Below are 17,196 nucleotides of genomic sequence, written 5' to 3'. Positions count from 1 at the left end.
TTCCTAAGGTCAAATTACATCTTCACAGAATCCTGGGAGACGAACTTCTTGATCTTCTTGTCGCCAATCCAGAGCTTCTTGTGAGACTGGAGGTCGGTAAGTTCCATATCAACCTGGTAGAAGATAACGGACTTGCCACCTTCCTGGTCGACGATGGTGTTGATGGTGCCGGTGAGCATCCAGTCGGCGCCCTGTTCCATGCCCAGTTCCTTGGCGGTTTCTTCGGTAGCGTTGCCGCGCTGGTCCATAACTTCCTGGCGGAGTTCTGCGCGTTCGTCGGAGTTGGCAACGAAGTCAACAGCACCGGAGTTCAGCAGGGCACGTTCCATGTCCTTGGTAAAGGTTTCGACACTGATATGTTCGTGGCTCTTGTTCTTGACCTTGCCGATTACGACAGTGGGAGTACGATCCATAGACTTGATGAGACGGTCGATCTTTGCGCTAGAAAGGCAGCTAGAGATCATTTCGTCAGCCACCAGGCGGGAATCGGTGTCGTTCCACTTGCCAGACAGGTCTGTAGTGGAATTTTCGTCGATACGGGTAACGGACTTGCCACCACCGCTGCTGCAAGCAACAAAGCAAAGGCAGCAACCAACGGCGAGAAGAGCGAACAGTTTACGCATAATTATCTCCTTTTAGATTTTATGACCCATATATAGAAAAAATACCCCCATCCGAGGACAGGGGCACTTTCAAGATTTTTTGAGATTCAGAAGAATTACTTATCAGCGAACTTCTTGGAAGCTTCAGCAACCTTCGGGTCCTTCTGAGCGTCCTTGATCTTCTGCTTGATACCATCTTCGATCTGCTTCTTCAGCTTTGCAGCGAGAGCCGGGAAACGATCTTCAAGAGAGTCGCTGAATACCTTGGGAGCCTTAGGAGCGGCCGGCTTGCCACCGAACTTACCACCCTTCTTGTTGAACGGGCGCTTGCCACCCTTACGGGGAGCCTTCTTCTTATCGGCAGCCTTAACTTCTTCCTTAGCTTCTACCTTAACTTCTGCAGTTTCTGCAGCTTCAACCTTAACTTCTTCGACTTTTTCTTCTGCCATGATATACCTCTTGAAAATATTGTTAATTGTCGGGCCAAATGTAGTAATTTTTTGATTTTTAGCAAAGATTGTAAAGCAAAAAATCCCTCTTTAGGCGTAGCGATTTTCCAACCAGTGGGCCAAAACCGTAATATCGGCCGGTCGGACCCCCGGAATTCGGCTTGCCTGGCCCAATGTGAGGGGCTTCTGGGCGTTCAGGCGCTGACGACTTTCGATACTGATGGCCGAAATCTGCATGAAATCCAGGTCCGGAGACAGCTTTACAGACTCCATCTTCTTCTGGTCGTCGATTTCTCGGGCCTGACGGTCGAAGAAACCGGCATAAATCTCTTCGGCATACATATACCACTGGTCGCGGCGGGAAATGTTCAAATCGGGAGTAGCCACCTTGAAAAACACTTCAGGGTCGATGCCGGGGCGGCGCAAAACGTTAATCCAGCGGGTACGTTCCGTTGCCAGGGCCTGACCACCTTCGGCCAGAATGCTGTTTGCCTCTTCGGGGAGGGCGCTGGTAGTTGCAAGACGTTCCTTTACAGTAGCCATCAGTTCCTGACGGCGGACCCAGTCGGCAAAGTCGGATTCCGACAGCATGCCGATCTTGCGGGCCTTTTCCTTGAGGCGGGCTTCGGCGTTATCGCTGCGGAGGAACAGACGGTATTCGGCACGGCTGGTAAACATACGGTAGGGTTCGTCCAGCAGAACGTTCACCAGGTCATCCACCATGACGCCCAGGTAGCTTTCGGAGCGGCCCAGAATCAGAGGTTCTTCGCCTTTAACTTTAAGGGCAGCATTAATACCAGCCATCAAACCCTGGCCAGCAGCCTCTTCGTAACCGCTGGTGCCACAAACCTGGCCGGCAAAATAGAGGCCGGGCACCTTCTTGCATTCAAAGGTGGGGTAAAGCTGGGTCGCATCTACGGAATCATACTCAACCGCATAACCGATCTGCAGCACCTTGGCGCGGGTCAAGCCAGGAATGGTATGAATGGCCTGGAGCTGAATATCCGCCGGCAGACTGGAGCTGAAACCGTTGATATACACTCGACCAATATCGGCCTGTTCCGGTTCCAGGAACAGCTGGTGGCCATCACGGTCGCCAAAGCGGTTGATCTTGTCTTCGATACTGGGGCAATAGCGGGGGCCCTTGCCGTGGATACGTCCACTGAACATGGGGCTATCCTTAAAGCCGCTACGCAGAATATCGTGAGTCTTTATGTTGGTGCGGGTAATCCAGCAGACGCAATCGTTGCGGACAAAGCTGTTCTTGGGGTCGCCCCAGAAGTAGTTCGCATCGCGGCCGGGAACGGCATTGTCCAAGTGGCGGTCGCTCATGGGCCACGGGGAATCGTCACCACGCTGCACTTCGCATTCGTTAAAGTCGATGGAATCCGGATCCAGGCGGCTAGGCGTACCCGTCTTAAGGCGACGGAGCTGCACCCCTTCGCGGGCCAGGCATTCCGAAAGCTTGTCGGAACTAGGCTCCCCGACTCGCCCACCGATGCTGGTATCCAGACCGGTAAACATCTTAGAAGCCAGGAAGGTTCCGCTCGTCACCACGATAGACTTGGTAATGTAACGCTTGCCGTCCAGCAAGGTCAATTCCAGACGGCCATCAGCCATACGTTCAAAGGCAGCCAGTTCCCCTTCGATTACATCCAGCCCCGGGAGGTTCGTAATCACTTCCTTCGCCACTTCGCTATAATACTTCATGTCGCACTGGGCGCGGGGTCCCCAAACGGCAGGCCCCTTGCTCATGTTCAACATGCGGAACTGAATACCGGCCTTATCGGTCAGCAAGCCCATCAGGCCACCCAAGGCATCGATATCGCGAACGATCTGGCCCTTGGCCACACCGCCCACAGCCGGGTTGCAACTCATGCGACCGATGGCATCAATTTCCATAGTCAGCATGGCCGTCTTTACGCCAAGTTTCCAGGCAGCATGCGTGGCCTCGATACCGGCATGACCGCCACCAATCACAACAACGTCGTATTCAGCAATAATCATAGGTTAGGATAAAGCGGATAGCAGAAAGGATAAGGGTTAAAACGAGATTAAAGCGGAAAGGATAAAGCGGAAAGGATAAAGGTTAAAGAATCGAGCTCATTAGAATCAGCCAAATCCTTTAACCTTTAATCTTTAACCTTTAAACTCTAAACTACTTAGCTGCGGGAGCAGGTGCTGCAGGAGCGGCAGGAGCTTCAGCCGGAGCTTCGGCAGCCTTGGGAGCTTCGACAGTCCAGACAACCGGAGTGCCCTTCAGCAAGGCAGCGATTTCGGTCTTCAAAGTTTCCTTTTCGCTTTCGAAGGAACCGTACAGCTTGTAGGTACCATCCGGGTTCACCAGGTAGACCTTGGGAACGTAGCCATCGCTATAGAGTTCGCCGAATTCGCGGGTTTCATCCCACACAACGTTAATGGTTTCGTCCCACTTGGCGTTGTCCATGAACTTACGGATGCCAACCTTGTTGTTTCCGCCGCTAGCAACAGCCAGGGTGGTCAGGCCGGTAGAAGCAAATTCCTTGGCGATGTCGAGAATCTGGGGAGCAGCGTGCTGGCAGTGGCCGCAAGTTGCAGAGAAGTAGAACACCAGGGCAGACTTGCCGGCGATGTCAGAAAGGTCGGTAGACTTACCGGTAACACCAGTTACAGGAACCTTGTAGTTCATGAGCTTGGGCATGCCGTTAGCGAGAGTATCGCCACGGAGTTCAGCCACGGCAGCCTTCACCTTTTCCTGTTCTTCCTGCTGCTTCTTCATGGCAGCCTGACGGAGTTCCTGAGCCTTCTGCTGGTAGCGCTGGCCCACTGCAGCCAGAGAATCCTGGGGCAGCTGGAGGGTAAGGGTCGAGTCCTTCACCTTGGCGGCAGCTTCCTTGATACCGAGAATGAAGTAGTCTTCATCAAGAGAAGTATCAAACTGGCCACCAATAGCGTTCAGCTGGTTACCGAACTGCATACCGATCAGGTAAGAGAACTTGGCATTGTCGCTGGACTGTGCGTTAATGGTAACGTTAGCACCGGTAGAAGCCTGGGCTGCAACAACAGGCAGGGCGTTGGTTGCAGAATCCATCCAGGCACGCATCTTCTGCTGGTCGCCTTCGAAAGAAGCGAAGGTTGCGCTATCCGGGCGGGTTGCCTGGGCTCGGTTACGGGCGATAGCAGTGTAACGGCCACCCACAGCCTGCAGGGAATCATCGGTCATCTGCGGCTTGAAGCTGGTATCCTTAGAAGCCTTCACCATGTCGCGTACGCCCTGGACCACAGCGTCCATGTACAGTTCTTCGCCCATCTGGCGAGGAATGAAGGTAGCGTTCTGACCACCAAACTGAGCACCAAGCATATAGGCGAACTTCTGGTCGTCGGTAGAATTGGCATCGATGGCAACAACCTTCTTGGCAGCCTGTTCATTACAGGCAACCAGAGCGAGGGCTGCGGCACCCAGAGCAAACTTTTTCATGTTCATTTTGTAATCTCCTAATTATTCAGCAAAATATTCCTTGGCCTTGGCGACAACGTCTTCCACCTTGACCATGGTGAATTCCTTTTCGTTGCGGAACTTCCATTCCACTTCGCCGTTAGCAAGACCCTTCTTGCCGATAGCGATACGGACCGGGGAGCCCCACAGGTCGGCATCCTTGAACTTGACGCCCGGACGTTCGTCACGGTCATCCACGAGAACGTCGATACCATTAGCTTCCAGTTCAGCTTCGAACTTTTCAGCCAGTTCGACCAGTTCCGGTTCCTTGCCGATGGGAACGATTTCCACCTGGAAGGGAGCGATGGACTTGGGCCAGATGGGGCCGAAGTCATCGTGGCTATTTTCAACAACAGAAGCCATCAAGCGGCCAATGCCGATACCGTAGCAGCCCATGATGGCAGGAGCGGTGGTCTTTTCGGCAGTAAGATACTTGGCACCCATGGATTCAGAGAACTTGGTACCCAGCTTGAAGATGTTACCCAGTTCGATACCGCGGGTTTCAGAAAGTTCGCCACCGCAGCTGGGGCACTTGCAGCCGCCCTGAGCTTCGGCGATGTCGGCCACTTCGAATGCCGGGAAGTCGCGCTTCGGGGTGCAGTGCAGCAAGTGGTAGTTTTCTTCGTTTGCGCCCATAACGAGATCGCAAGCGTCAGCCAGAGCTTCGTCAACGATGATGCGGGTGTCGTGTGCGCCGATGGGGCTAGCAAAGCCCGGCACCATGCCGCAAGACTTGATGAGAGCGTCGTCTGCGGGGTAAAGTTCCTTGGCCTTCAGCAGGTTGTGGAGCTTGATTTCGGAAACGTCCAGGTTGCCCGGAACCATGACGGTAATGAGCTTGCCTTCGAAGTCGAAGAACACGCACTTGGCGGTGGACTTGGGATCGATCTTCAGGAATGCGCTCAGTTCTTCAATAGACGGGCAGTGGGGAGTTTCAACCTTTTCGGGCATGGCATTGGCGTCGCCCTTGTAGGTTTCGCGGGTAAACTTTGCAATTTCACGGTTAGCCTGGTAGCCGCACTTCTTACAGAGGATCAGGTAGTCTTCGCCGTTGGGAGTGTCCAGCATGAATTCGTGGGCAACCTTACCGCCCATGATGCCGGTATCGCTCTGCACCACCACCGGTTCAATGCCTACGCGGCGATAGATGCGGAGGTAGGCGTCATATTCTTCCTGGTAGTGCTTGTCCAGGTCTTCCTGAGAAGAGTGGAAGCTGTAGGCATCCTTCATGAGGAATTCGCGAACGCGGATCAGACCGCCGCGGGCACGGGCTTCGTCGCGGTACTTGGTCTTGAACTGGTACAGCATGAAGGGCAGCTGCTTGTAGCTGTTCAGAACGTAACGGGCCATATCGGTCATGGCTTCTTCGTGGGTCATGGCCAGCACCATGTTGTGGTTGTTACGATCCTTAAAGCGGAGAAGTTCTTCGCCAATGGCCTGGTAACGGCCAGATTCGCTCCACAGGTCTGCGGTCTGAACCACAGGCAGATCCACTTCGATACCGCCAATCTTGTTCATTTCTTCGCGAACAATGTTGGTGATCTTCTGGATCACGCGGAAACCCATGGGCATCATGGAATAGATACCGGTGGAAACGGGCTTGATGTAGCCGCCGCGCATCAGGAAGATGTGGCTGGGCATGGTAGCGTCGCTGGGCGTTTCGCGGAGCGTGACGTAGAAGTACTTAGAGAGTTTCATAACGATCCTTTAAATCCGTATGGACTATAAGACAAATTTTTCGGGCGAAAATTTAGCAATATTACAACAGCTATTTTTTTAAATGTCAGGGTTTGGCACCGCCAATTTTGTATTTTTTCGGCCATGGAATTTATAGATAAAGTTCGCAACAAGCCTTCCGTTCAAAAAATCATGAAGTTTTTCCCGGCAATCGCCTTTTTAGGCGGTTTCGGCTGGGATTCCATTACCCTGGGAATGTCTATCGATGATTCGGACCTGTGGTTTCTGCTGGCCTACTACACCGGCGCCCTGATCCTGGTCATTTTGCTGTCTGCCCGCCTGGAACACCCTGAAGGATGGACCAAGGAGCGCCTGGCAGCCGCTGCCGCCGCACAGCCTGTAAGGCCCGCCGCCAAAAGCACGGCAAAAACCGACAGCAAGGCCGAAGCAAAGGTTGAACCCCCTGCCGAAATCAAGGCAGAAGCCCCCAAGCCCGCAACTGCCGCCAAGGCCGCCCCCACCGGAAAACTGGGCAAGGCCGCCGAAATGGCAGCAGGAGTGGCCGCAAATGCAGCAGGTGTAGCCGCAAACGCCGCGGGAGTTGCCGCCAAGGCAACTGCAAATGCCGCCGCAAACGCCGCAGGAGCTACCGCCCGAGCCGCAGCAAACGCCGCCGGGAAGCTGGCCGACAAGGTGGGCTACGAAAGTACCGCCATCCCCCAGAACGCCATCGTCGTAGAGCACCACTTCCTGGACCGCGAATGGAGTCCCGTCTGGAAGGACCGTTTCACTTGGGCCCTGCAGTTCTTCTTCGGCGGCATGTTCAGCGCCCTGGTGGTCTGCTATTTCAAGAGCAGCGGTTCCATCGCCTCCTTCATCCTCGTTATTTTACTTGCAATCCTCCTGGTCGGAAACGAATTCCTCAAGAAGCATTACGAAAGTTTCGGCTTGAACCTGGCGCTGTTCTGCCTGCTGGGGACCATGTTCATGAACTTCACCATCCCCCATGTGGTTCACCGCATCGGTTTCGGATGGTTCTTCCTCTCTACACTTCTTTCCTTCGGCATCTGTACCGCCATCTGGAAGATTTCCCGCCGTTCCAAGGGCGTCCTGATTGCACCCGCCCTCATCAGCATCCTGCTGGTGGTTGCTTACCTCATGAACTGGGTTCCGCCTGTTCCCCTGGTATTAAAGCAACACATGGCCTGCCAGAATTTTGACAAGGCCACCTACACCTGCGACATGGACGAACCCACCTTCCTGCAAAAGATCGGCCTGGGCACCCCCACCGTCCATAAGCAAGAAGGTAACGAAGTCTACTTCCTGGCCTCGGTTTATGCCCCCGCCAAGCTCAAGGCCGAAATAGAATACCGCTGGTACTACGAAGACCCCACCACCGAAAAGTTCAAGCTGACCGACAAGATCTCTTCGGGCCGCATGGTCATTAACGGTGGCCGCGAAACCGGATTCCGCAGTTTCTCTCGCAAGAAGAACGCGCCCCCCGGCAAATACCGCGTAGAAATCGCCTACAAGAACGGCGCCGTGATTGGCGCAGGTGCGTTCGAGGTCTTTGACGCCACCCCCGAAGACACCTTCGTCCGCGATACCCTGCAGTAATCAACCTGACTCCCCTACATAAATATTGGCTATGTTCTTTCAAAGTGTAGATGTAATATAACTATCTAAAAAACACACCCTTTTAGAAACTGAGATTTACCTACCTAAAAACTGTATCTTAGATACTTGGTCTAACCTAATCTTTGTTGGGTTAGACCATTTTTTCAGTAAATTCAACATAAAATGGCAGTCCTACACTCTAATAGAACATAGCCTAAAAACAACAAGAAAAAGAACAAGTCTCGCAAGAACAGCTTCAAAATCGAGTCGCTCGAACCGTGCCTCATCAACAATTTCTATTTTCTTTCTTTGGAGTAAAAAAATGAATCGACTGTTACCTTTTGCCCTTGCCCTTGTTGCCGCTACCATGTGCTTTACCGCCTGCGGTGACGACGACAGCAGCAGCTTCGTTGAACCGGAAAAGGAATCCTCGTCTAGCGAAATCCTGAGCAGCGGCGACGAAATTTCCGTGAACTCGAGCGACGACGAAGGCCTCGACGCCGCCTCCAGCAGCGGGAAGACTTCCAAGAATAGCTCCTCGAGCAAGGGAAGCTCCGCAAAATCGAGCGAAAGTGCCGCCTCCAGCAGCAGTGTCATCCCCGGCACCGACCGGGGATCTAGCAGCAGCGGGGTGGCATCGTCGAGCAGCGTCTTTTTGCCCCGCCGTTGCGAGGAGGGCGCCAAGGACACAGTTGTAAAAGAAAATTCAACTGCGTATATGACGTGTAGGGATAACTATTGGCGAACGGATACGATAATTTACCCACCCAAGCCCAAGGTTTACCCGAACATGGACCGCCAATTCGAAAACCCGTACAGCACACTCAGCGAGTTCACGGACCCGCGTGACGGCCAGAAGTACACGACGCTGATACTCCACAAGCGTGATAGTGACAAGAAGATAATTGACGACGATTCCATCGAGGTTTTCGCGCAGAACCTGAACTACGGCGAGATGGTGGACTCGAGCGTCCACCGGCTGGACGACGGCAAGGTGGAGAAGTACTGCGAGCTGAACGACGAGTGGTTCTGCGAGAACGGCTGGGGCGGCCGCTATACTTGGAGCGAGGCGATGGGGATATCGTCGAAGTACGATTCCGTGCTCTGGAAGGATACGACCGGCGGCAACACCCGCATACACCAGGGCATCTGCCCGGAGGGCTGGCACATCATGAACGGCTACGAGTGGGAAAACTATACGGCGGGAGGCGGATTGAGCATGGCGTCGAAGGCGAACTGGACAACGGACAAGACCGGCGCGAACCTGCTCGGCATGTCCGTGCTGTTCGACATGCGCGACTATGAACTCAGCTGGATGCTGACGAACTTCTTTACACCCGCAGAAGAATCCGCAACGATTGCTTATAGTGTCCATGTAAATGACGTTTATGTTAAAATGGGGGCTGCTCAGAAATCTGAACTCAACAGATTCCCTGTCCGCTGCGTCAAGAATTACTAGCCGCCTGACATAATCCAGGCCAAATTCAAGAAATTTTAAACAAAAAAGGCACGGCGATACACCGTGCAGGGGGGAATCTTTGTCCAATATCAATAAAAACAGGCTATGTTCTTTCAAAGTGTAGATGTAATATAACTATCTAAAAAACACACCCTATTATAATCTGAGATTTACCTACCTAAAAACTGTATCTTAGATACTTGGTCTAACCTAATTTTTGTTGGGTTAGACCATTTTTTAGTATTTTAGCCTAAATATTAAAGGTCAGACGAACTCTTTCGCGGATCAAACCCATAAAAACAAAACGGACTAAACCTGCATCAAAGCAAAGTTTAGTCCGTTTTTTTTGCGCCATTCCGAGGTCTACAGCCCCGAGGGAGCCCGCAGCAATTACTTACTCGGGCTGATTTTGTTCAGGCCGATTACTTGCCCAGGCCGAAGCGGATAGCGCGTTCACCCTGCACGCGGAGCACATACACGCCGCTATTCAGGGAGCTCAGGTCAACCATCTGACCGGCAGAAACATTGCCGCTCATGGCTGCACGACCGCGAAGGTCCACAACTGCATACTGCAGGTCCTTGCCGCGAGAAACGCTGAAGTTCATGTTGCCTGCGCCCATGCGGATTGCAGAAGCCTGGGCAAGCATAATGGGCTTGCGTTCGATACCCACCACAGGTTCGCTCTGGGTCAGCTTGTAAAGGAACTCGAAGGCTCTCTTCTGCACTTCCTTTTCGTACTTGGGATCGTCATCGTAGAATTCGTGGGCAACACCTTCGACAAAGTAAGTTTCGTGTTCAATCTTCTTCTTGGTCAGCAGGGAGTCAATCACATAGCTGCCATACAGAGTGGGAGCGTGCAAATCCAAGGCATAAGAAGCCACAGTGGCACCCAATTCAGAAGGAATCAGGTTCTGCAGCACCTTGGCCACATTGCTCAGGGGGCGACCCGTCTTGAAGTAAACGGTTTCATCCTTGGTGCCGTGAATCAGGAGCACCGGAGTCTTGTTGTCACCAATCATCTTCAGGTTGTGAACGGCACCCCACAGGGCAACCACACCGTTGGCAAAGGGATTTCCCTCAGAACCGTAATCATCCAGGAGACCCAGGTCAGGAGCGCCCTTCTTCTTGATATAAGAGGGGAAATCATCTTCGGTACGGGCATAAACATCTTCCAGGGAGATGATTGCGCCGGCGCTATTTCCGAGGAGGTAGATACGTTCGGGGTTGATGCCGTACTTGTCGGCGTTGGCACGGAAGTAACGAACGGCGGCACGAACGTCCTGAACGCCACGGTAAACGGCGCGGGCGAAGTCAACGCTATCGATGCTGAGCTGCTTATCCTTACCGGTCAAGGTTACGCCCAGGCGGTATTCAATGGAAGCGGCCACGTAACCGCGGGCAGCCAGGGAGTCGCAATAGTTCACGGACTTCTGTTCGAAATCGTCCTTGGCACCGGCCACCATGGCACCACCATGACTCACGATCACCAGGGCACGATCCTTGGCCTTGTCATCCTTCGGTTCATAAAGGTCCAGCTTCAGGTCGCGCTTTTCGGTATCATTTTCGTTGTTGTAGAAGTAGGCGACCGTCGTGGGGTCCTGCTTCAGAATTGAAGCTGCCTGATTGTACTTCAGCAGGGATTCCGTAATGGTATGATAGGAGCTGAGGTGCGGCACCTTGGTAGCGAAGCTAACGTCAGTAGTCTTCTTGACCTTGAACTGGCGATCCTTATAGCGTTCTGCGGCAGTTGCAGACGTCGAAAGAACCAACATAGAGAGCGCAACGGCGGCTACGCCCCATGTTTTTGATGAAAAATAGTTCATATTCTCTTCCTTTCTTAAAAATTCGGCGGGAAATATAGACAAATTTTCATAAATTTGTAGGTATGACAAAGATTAAAACCGCAACTCTGCAAGGAAAGTGGACTGGTGATACCAAGTCCAACAACGAATGGTACAAGGCCGAAGCCCGCAAGCTCAAAGGCCAGGGTGTTGATATCATCATCCTCCCCGAAATGTTCCACACGCCCTACTTCCCCTTCGAAGAAAACGCCGACTTCTTCGACATGGCCATCGAAAAAGATGACGTCCTTGTTCAGGAATGGCAGAACATCGCCCGCGAATTGAACGCCGTCGTGGTGTTCCCCTTCTTCGAAAAGCGCGCCCGCGGCATCTACCACAATTCAGCCTTTGTCTTTGAACGCGACGGAAGCATCGCCGGCCTTTATCGCAAGAGCCACATTCCCGACGATCCCGCCTTCTACGAAAAGTATTACTTCATCCCCGGCGACACCGGCTTTGAACCCATCCAGACTTCCGCCGGCAAGATCGGCGTGCTGATTTGCTGGGACCAGTGGTTCCCCGAAGCCGCCCGCATCATGAGCCTGAAGGGCGCAGACCTTCTGATCTACCCCACCGCAATCGGCTGGATGAAATCCGAACCCGCAGAACTTTACCCCCGTCAGCAGGACAGCTGGACCACCGTCATGCGCGGCCACGCCATCGCCAACCGCACCTTCGTGCTTTCTGCAAACCGCATCGGCACCGAAGGCGAACTGACCTTCTGGGGAACAAGCTTTGTTGCAGCCCCCGATGGCTACCTGATCAAGAAATGCGATACCGATTTCCTGGGAGCCTCCATCGTCGAAATCGACCTGGGCGAAACTGAATTCAATCGCCGCTGGTGGCCGCACTTCAGAGACCGCCGAGTAGACCTGTACGGCGACATCCTAAAAATCTGGTGCGACTAGGACGCACCTTCGGTGCGTTGAGGTTTAGGGAGGCGTCGCCGACCGACCTCATCGCTCAAACCTAAAAATGGATTTATCTATGGCTACATCTAATTCTCTCCGATATCCCGCTGAATGGGAAGAACAGGCAGCCACCTGGCTCGCCTTCCCCCACAATCCCAAGAACTGGAACGGCGAACGCGGCGTAAAAATCCGCGCCTTCTATTTCAAGCTGATCAAGACCATTACCGATTTCCAGCCGGTCAACGTCATTGTCCCCAGTCAGAAGTTCTTCTCTGACGAAGAAAAAAGTATCCTGGCCTCCTGCAAGCACCCGGCCAACGTCATGGTCATCAAGAACAACGACATCTGGATCCGTGACTACGGTCCGTTCTTCATGCAGAAGGGCAAAAAGAAAGTCATCGTAGAAACCCAGTTCAACGCCTGGGGCGCCAAGTTCCCCCCTTGGACTCTCGACAACAAGATTCCCGCAGCCATCGCCGAAAAGACCGGAACCAAGCTGGTCAAGAGCGTTCCCTACATCTTTGAAGGCGGCGCCATCGAAGTGAACGGCGACGGTCTGGGCATCACCACCCTGGATTGCCTTATCGGCAAGAACCGCAACGCCGACAAGGACCTGCCCAAGGTTGTAAAGGCCCTCTGCAGCGCCTTTGGACTCCGCGATCTGCTGGTCCTCCCCCACGGCCTCCACGGCGACCACACCGACGGCCACATCGACAACGTCGCCCGCTTCGTAGAAAAAGACCGCGTGGTCATGTGCTGGGCCGAAGGCAAGTCCCCCAATGCCCCCATCCTCGCCGAAGCCAAGTACCTGTTGGAAGCCTGGCTCAAAAAGCACTACGGTGATTCCGCCAAGGTCGACACCCTCCCCATGCCGCCCCAGCGCACCTTGCCCACCGGCGAAATCATGCCAGCAAGCTATATGAACTTCATTTATGCAAATGGAGCATTGATTTTCCCCAAATACAAGTCTCCTAACGATGCCGTCGCTATGAAGTATTTCCAGAGCGTCTATCCTGACCGCAAAGTTATTGCGATCGATAGCCGAACCGTTCTGGAAGAAGGCGGAAGCCTTCACTGCATGAGCAAGCACGAGAACGCGTAGTTCAAGCGAACTCTTTGAAATATGGGCCGCAGAAAAAAACTGCAACCTGTAAGAAAAGCCTCTTGATTCAAGAGGCTTTTTCTTTTGGACTTGTAGAAAATGCAGAACGTTTGTGCAAAGCAAAAAAAACGTCCCCCCCCCAAAAAAAAAGAGGAACGTTTCTCAGATTTTTTACTTGAAATTTTCAAGTAGTTTCTATGCGTTTTCCAGCAGTTTCTGGACGCTCTGGGCAAACTTTTCCAGGCTGGGGTCGCGGGCGCCCATCAGGAGGATGGTATCACCGGGCTTGGCGTCGGCGACCATAGCCTTGGCACATTCATCACGCTTTTCAATGTAACGAGCATCTGCGCCAAGGGCCACCAGGTCGTTGGCCAGATCGCCTGCGGAAATGTCGCGAGTAACCGTTCCACCAGCGTAGTAGATTTCGCTGAAGTACATTGTGTCGGCGGCACGTTCCCCGTCTGCGGAGGCTGCGTCGGAACCGCGCAGAGCCTTGTTGATGAATTCAACCAGATCGTTACGCAAGAAGCGAGTAGGTCCAAATCCATGAGGCTGGAACCAAGCCAGAACGCGGCCCTTGGTGAAACTCTGGGCGCTCAGGATACTTGCAGAAATCTTTGCTGGATTGTGGGCAAAGTCATCCACCAGGGTAACGCCATTGAAGGTGCCAAGAATCTGATGACGGCGGAACACGCCCGGGAAGGAGCTGAGGGCGTCCGCGCAGGTGCGGAGGGAAACGCCGGCCTTGAGCGCGGCTGCGGTTGCAGCCAGGGCATTTTCCATATTGTGGCGGCCCGGCAGCGGTACCGTAAACTTCACCAGTTCATTATTGTGACGGCAACGGAAAATGATGCTGGGGCCTTCCGTGCGGAAATCAATTCCCTGGACGCCCACATAGCTTTCAGTACCGAAGTCGTTATGACGATCCTGGCTGAAAGGCTTTGCCAGCGGATGGGCGTCATTCACGATCAAGGTCTTGCCGTTATTCAAAATGTTGTCGCGGAACTTGCCGAAGATTTCCTGCAGTTCGCTCATTTCCTTATGGTCCTTATCCACGTTGAGAATAAGACCTACTTCAGGTTCGTAGCGGACCAGCGTTCCATCGCTTTCGTCAGCTTCAACCACCAGCCATTCGCCCTTGCCGCTGACAGCATTACCGATCTTACCTTCCTTCTGCAAATTCACAAGGCCAGCGCCAGTCATTACAGAAGGCTGCAAACCGGCGTACTGCAGAATGTGGTAAATCATGGCAGTCACAGTGGACTTTCCACTAGTACCGCTCACAGCAATGGTCTTTGCTTCCTTGGAAATCTTGGCCAGCATTTCACTGCGGTGCATCACCTTCACACCAAGTTCCTTGGCACGCTTCAAATCCGGATTGGAATCTTCGATGGCGGTGCTGACCACAACGGCGGTCAAGTCTGCGGAAACACCTGAACCATCCTGGGCAAAGCACTTGATACCGCACTCCTCCAGCTGCTCCATAACCCGGGGCTTCTCGCAGTTGCCAGCAAGATATTCACCAAACTGACGATCAGATCCGCGAACATCAACACCGCGGCCAACCAAGTACTGGCCAATGGCACTCATGCCAACACCAGCAACACCAATAAAGAAATAAGATTCCATCATTACAAAGCCTTCTTCCGTTTCCTAGAAACCTTTTTTTTCAAAACTTTTTTCTGGTAATTTGAATAATACAAATGATCCACCGTATCATTCACGAAATATACATCTGCATGTTCATATCGCAACGTTAATGAATCAGAATTTTCATTAAACCAATCCCCCAAAAGTGTATCCATCTTATTATAAATCCAATGATCCTTGTTTCTAAAATCAAACTCGGCTTTATACATTCGGTCTCGCGAATAACCAACATCCATCCAATTTCCAGTTCGAAGTCCATTTTTGCACCGAGGTAAAGATTCATCAAGACCTTTCTTGATATACACTGCTGAAAGGGTATCTTCTACGGTGTTAGAATCGGAAATCAAGCGATAAGTTACACTATCAAAAGAGCATTCAAAATACTGAATGGAGTCATTTCGAGATTCAACAGAATCTTGTAACGAACATCCTTCACAAAGGAAATCACTGAGTCTGGGGATTTTTAAGCCATTTCTCCAGGAAAAAATAAACTCAGGTTTTTGGGTATTTTCAGGAATAGAATCTACAACGGCAATGGACTTGACAACCTGTTCACAAACCGCCGAGTCAGACTTCGTAGGATCGTAAACCAACTCGTAATAGAAAGGGTGCTTTGGGGCCGCCTTATTTTTTCCTTTAAGAAGAACTCTCACTAAAGAAATATTCAATCGCCTAGGCACGCCATCCAAAGTATCCTCATAGACTCTCTGTCTAACAAAAAGGACATCATCCGTATTTTCATTTTCTAAATCACGGGGACCTGCCATCAGCGGGACCAATTGCATTTTAGATCCAGACGGTCCTATCAGGAAATAACCCGGGCGTTCCCAATGATCTAGGATTCTAAAGGTCCAATCCTTAGGTATTTTCAATGTGACATGCTGAGAACGGGAACTGAAGAAAGGAGTCTCCATTACCACAAGTTTCGTATTGGAGACAGAAGGTTTTTGAACCTCATTCTTCGGAGTCTCATCCTCACAGGCACTTAAACAAAATGCCAAAGTCAAAAGAATGTAGACGATAACCCTTTTCATGCCCAATAGAAACTTAGCGACCTTCAATCATCAATTATAAAAGGTTCGGATCGATTGTGGGTTCGTAACCGGGTTCTACGAAGTCTTCCTTGGCAATTCCCTTCTTGCGGGCGGCCTTCATCTGCTTGATAAGCTTGCGTTCGGCAGCCTTGGCCTTACGGGCAGCGGCACGTTCCTTACGTTCAGCAAAACGCTGGGCACGAGTCTTACGTTCCTTATAAGGAGCAGCTTCTTCCGGAGTGATGGCCAGGAGTTCGTCGCTTTCGTATTCGTCGATGTAATCGCCCTCGTCCTCAAAACGCATTTCGGGATCCAGTTCGCGGAAGGCGGTATCGTCTTCAGAGAAGTTGGGAGCGTCTTCGGGGCATTCCTTCTTCAAGAGTTTCAGCACCTTGTCGAAAGGCTTTTCCAGAGGAACCTTGAACTTCATCTTCTTGCCGGTAGTCGGGTGAATCAGTTCAATCTTCACAGCCTGCAACAACTGGGCCGGAGCAATTTCCAGAACCTGTTCTGCATATTCGCGCATCAAGGGAGACACGCGGTTCAGGCAACCTTCGCGACCATCGTACAAGGGATCGCCCACCACAGGGTGGCCCATGTAACGGCTATGCACGCGGATCTGGTGAGTACGGCCGGATTCCAGCTGCAGTTCCAGAAGGGTTGCAAAATTAAAGAACTTCTTGGCGGTATAATGGGTACGGCTTTCCTTGCCGCCATTGACCACAGCCATCTTCAAGCGGTTCTTGGGATTACGACCAATGGGCGCATCGATAGTACCTTCCAAGTCGCGAACATGGCCCCACACCAGAGCGTTATAGGTGCGGTGCAAAGTGCGGGTTTCCAACTGATGTGCCAGATGACGGTGAGCGTTGTCATTTTTGGCAACCACCATCAAACCCGGAGTGTCCTTATCCAAACGATGGACAATACCCGGGCGCAGAGCGCCATTGATGGTAGAAAGGTTTTCCTTGAAATGGTACAGCAAACCGTTGGCCAAGGTACCGCCCTTTACGCCGGCACCCGGATGCACCACCAGATTACGGGGCTTGTTGATCACCACAATATCGTCATCTTCGTAAACGATATCCAGAGGAATTTCTTCCGGTTCCAGGGTAGAGGCTTCCTTTTCGGGAACTTCACCGCAAACCACCACCATACCCGTTTCTACACGGAAGTTCTTGGGAGTGGCCACCCCACCCACCTTCACTTCGCCGGCAGCGATCATCTTCTGCACATCGGTACGGGAAACATTTTCAAGAACGCCAACAAGGAACTTGTCGATGCGTTCACCATTCTTCTTTTCGTCTACGAGATAATTCATACAAGGGTAAAGATAGAAAAAAGCCAAATCCCATTTAAGATTGGAATACAGCAAACAG

At 52.2% G+C, this 17,196-nt stretch carries 13 protein-coding genes; 4 read left to right on the top strand and 9 right to left on the bottom strand.

What is annotated here, in order from left to right:
• Nucleotides 1-14 precede the first annotated feature (14 nt).
• The 5 genes from BUB73_RS05190 to BUB73_RS05170 form a co-directional block, all read right to left on the bottom strand.
• On the bottom strand, nt 15-623 hold the full coding sequence (locus tag BUB73_RS05190; protein WP_073284131.1) for a penicillin-binding protein activator LpoB: 609 nt from the start codon (nt 621-623) through the stop codon (nt 15-17).
• A 95-nt stretch (nt 624-718) separates the two neighbouring features.
• Nucleotides 719-1,051: a hypothetical protein gene (locus BUB73_RS05185; protein ID WP_073284128.1), complete on the bottom strand. Its 333-nt coding sequence runs from the start codon at nt 1,049-1,051 to the stop codon at nt 719-721.
• A 90-nt stretch (nt 1,052-1,141) separates the two neighbouring features.
• Nucleotides 1,142-3,058, bottom strand: coding sequence for a tRNA uridine-5-carboxymethylaminomethyl(34) synthesis enzyme MnmG (gene mnmG / locus BUB73_RS05180; RefSeq protein WP_073159409.1), 1,917 nt, complete (start codon nt 3,056-3,058; stop codon nt 1,142-1,144).
• A 151-nt stretch (nt 3,059-3,209) separates the two neighbouring features.
• Nucleotides 3,210-4,514, bottom strand: a complete 1,305-nt coding sequence (locus BUB73_RS05175) for an FKBP-type peptidyl-prolyl cis-trans isomerase N-terminal domain-containing protein (protein WP_073159411.1) — start codon at nt 4,512-4,514, stop codon at nt 3,210-3,212.
• 15 nt (nt 4,515-4,529) lie between these two features.
• Nucleotides 4,530-6,224 carry a proline--tRNA ligase gene (locus BUB73_RS05170; protein ID WP_073235305.1) on the bottom strand — a complete coding sequence of 565 codons (1,695 nt, stop codon included), beginning with the start codon at nt 6,222-6,224 and terminating at the stop codon, nt 4,530-4,532.
• 123 nt (nt 6,225-6,347) lie between these two features.
• On the opposite strand from BUB73_RS05170, the gene BUB73_RS05165 reads away from it, so the two are divergent.
• Together BUB73_RS05165 and BUB73_RS05160 are read left to right on the top strand one after the other, a co-directional pair.
• Nucleotides 6,348-7,820 (top strand): DUF2914 domain-containing protein, encoded by a 1,473-nt coding sequence (locus BUB73_RS05165; protein WP_073284125.1) that lies wholly within the window; start codon nt 6,348-6,350, stop codon nt 7,818-7,820.
• 322 nt (nt 7,821-8,142) lie between these two features.
• On the top strand, nt 8,143-9,279 hold the full coding sequence (locus BUB73_RS05160; protein WP_073284122.1) for an FISUMP domain-containing protein: 1,137 nt from the start codon (nt 8,143-8,145) through the stop codon (nt 9,277-9,279).
• A gap of 422 nt (nt 9,280-9,701) precedes the next feature.
• Here BUB73_RS05160 and BUB73_RS05155 read toward each other — a convergent pair whose 3' ends face one another.
• Nucleotides 9,702-11,102 (bottom strand): carboxylesterase family protein, encoded by a 1,401-nt coding sequence (locus BUB73_RS05155; protein ID WP_112131790.1) that lies wholly within the window; start codon nt 11,100-11,102, stop codon nt 9,702-9,704.
• Between the two features lie 62 nt (nt 11,103-11,164).
• On the opposite strand from BUB73_RS05155, the gene BUB73_RS05150 reads away from it, so the two are divergent.
• Entirely contained in the window at nt 11,165-12,028 is an 864-nt protein-coding gene (locus tag BUB73_RS05150) for a carbon-nitrogen hydrolase (protein WP_073161616.1), read from the top strand.
• Between the two features lie 79 nt (nt 12,029-12,107).
• Nucleotides 12,108-13,133, top strand: a complete 1,026-nt coding sequence (locus BUB73_RS05145; protein ID WP_073284119.1) for an agmatine deiminase family protein — start codon at nt 12,108-12,110, stop codon at nt 13,131-13,133.
• Nucleotides 13,134-13,328: 195 nt separating this feature from the next.
• On the opposite strand, the gene murC is transcribed toward BUB73_RS05145, so the two are convergent.
• Genes murC through BUB73_RS05130 form a run of 3 tightly spaced genes read right to left on the bottom strand, consistent with a single transcriptional unit; the run spans nt 13,329 to nt 17,138 of the window.
• On the bottom strand, nt 13,329-14,765 hold the full coding sequence (gene murC, locus BUB73_RS05140; RefSeq protein ID WP_073284116.1) for a UDP-N-acetylmuramate--L-alanine ligase: 1,437 nt from the start codon (nt 14,763-14,765) through the stop codon (nt 13,329-13,331).
• The gene (locus BUB73_RS05135; protein ID WP_073284113.1) at nt 14,765-15,817 is read right to left on the bottom strand and encodes a hypothetical protein; all 1,053 of its coding nucleotides are present in this window, start codon (nt 15,815-15,817) and stop codon (nt 14,765-14,767) included. Before BUB73_RS05135 ends, murC begins: the two co-directional genes overlap by 1 nt.
• Before the next feature lie 34 nt (nt 15,818-15,851).
• A complete protein-coding gene (locus BUB73_RS05130) occupies nt 15,852-17,138 on the bottom strand; it encodes an RluA family pseudouridine synthase (RefSeq protein WP_073161619.1) in 1,287 nt (428 codons plus the stop codon).
• Nucleotides 17,139-17,196 lie beyond the last annotated feature (58 nt).

The sequence above is a fragment of the Fibrobacter sp. UWH6 genome (assembly GCF_900142465.1).
Classification (GTDB): domain Bacteria; phylum Fibrobacterota; class Fibrobacteria; order Fibrobacterales; family Fibrobacteraceae; genus Fibrobacter.
This window is presented reverse-complemented; position numbering and strand designations above follow the sequence as displayed.

What these genes read in the sequence shown, in the direction of transcription:
- BUB73_RS05190 (WP_073284131.1), bottom strand. Translation starts at nt 623, where the DNA reads ATGCGTAAACTGTTCGCTCTTCTCGCCGTTGGTTGCTGCCTTTGCTTT.
- BUB73_RS05185 (WP_073284128.1), bottom strand. Translation starts at nt 1,051, where the DNA reads ATGGCAGAAGAAAAAGTCGAAGAAGTTAAGGTTGAAGCTGCAGAAACT.
- mnmG (WP_073159409.1), bottom strand. Translation starts at nt 3,058, where the DNA reads ATGATTATTGCTGAATACGACGTTGTTGTGATTGGTGGCGGTCATGCC.
- BUB73_RS05175 (WP_073159411.1), bottom strand. Translation starts at nt 4,514, where the DNA reads ATGAACATGAAAAAGTTTGCTCTGGGTGCCGCAGCCCTCGCTCTGGTT.
- BUB73_RS05170 (WP_073235305.1), bottom strand. Translation starts at nt 6,224, where the DNA reads ATGAAACTCTCTAAGTACTTCTACGTCACGCTCCGCGAAACGCCCAGC.
- BUB73_RS05165 (WP_073284125.1), top strand. Translation starts at nt 6,348, where the DNA reads ATGGAATTTATAGATAAAGTTCGCAACAAGCCTTCCGTTCAAAAAATC.
- BUB73_RS05160 (WP_073284122.1), top strand. Translation starts at nt 8,143, where the DNA reads ATGAATCGACTGTTACCTTTTGCCCTTGCCCTTGTTGCCGCTACCATG.
- BUB73_RS05155 (WP_112131790.1), bottom strand. Translation starts at nt 11,102, where the DNA reads ATGAACTATTTTTCATCAAAAACATGGGGCGTAGCCGCCGTTGCGCTC.
- BUB73_RS05150 (WP_073161616.1), top strand. Translation starts at nt 11,165, where the DNA reads ATGACAAAGATTAAAACCGCAACTCTGCAAGGAAAGTGGACTGGTGAT.
- BUB73_RS05145 (WP_073284119.1), top strand. Translation starts at nt 12,108, where the DNA reads ATGGCTACATCTAATTCTCTCCGATATCCCGCTGAATGGGAAGAACAG.
- murC (WP_073284116.1), bottom strand. Translation starts at nt 14,765, where the DNA reads ATGATGGAATCTTATTTCTTTATTGGTGTTGCTGGTGTTGGCATGAGT.
- BUB73_RS05135 (WP_073284113.1), bottom strand. Translation starts at nt 15,817, where the DNA reads ATGAAAAGGGTTATCGTCTACATTCTTTTGACTTTGGCATTTTGTTTA.
- BUB73_RS05130 (WP_073161619.1), bottom strand. Translation starts at nt 17,138, where the DNA reads ATGAATTATCTCGTAGACGAAAAGAAGAATGGTGAACGCATCGACAAG.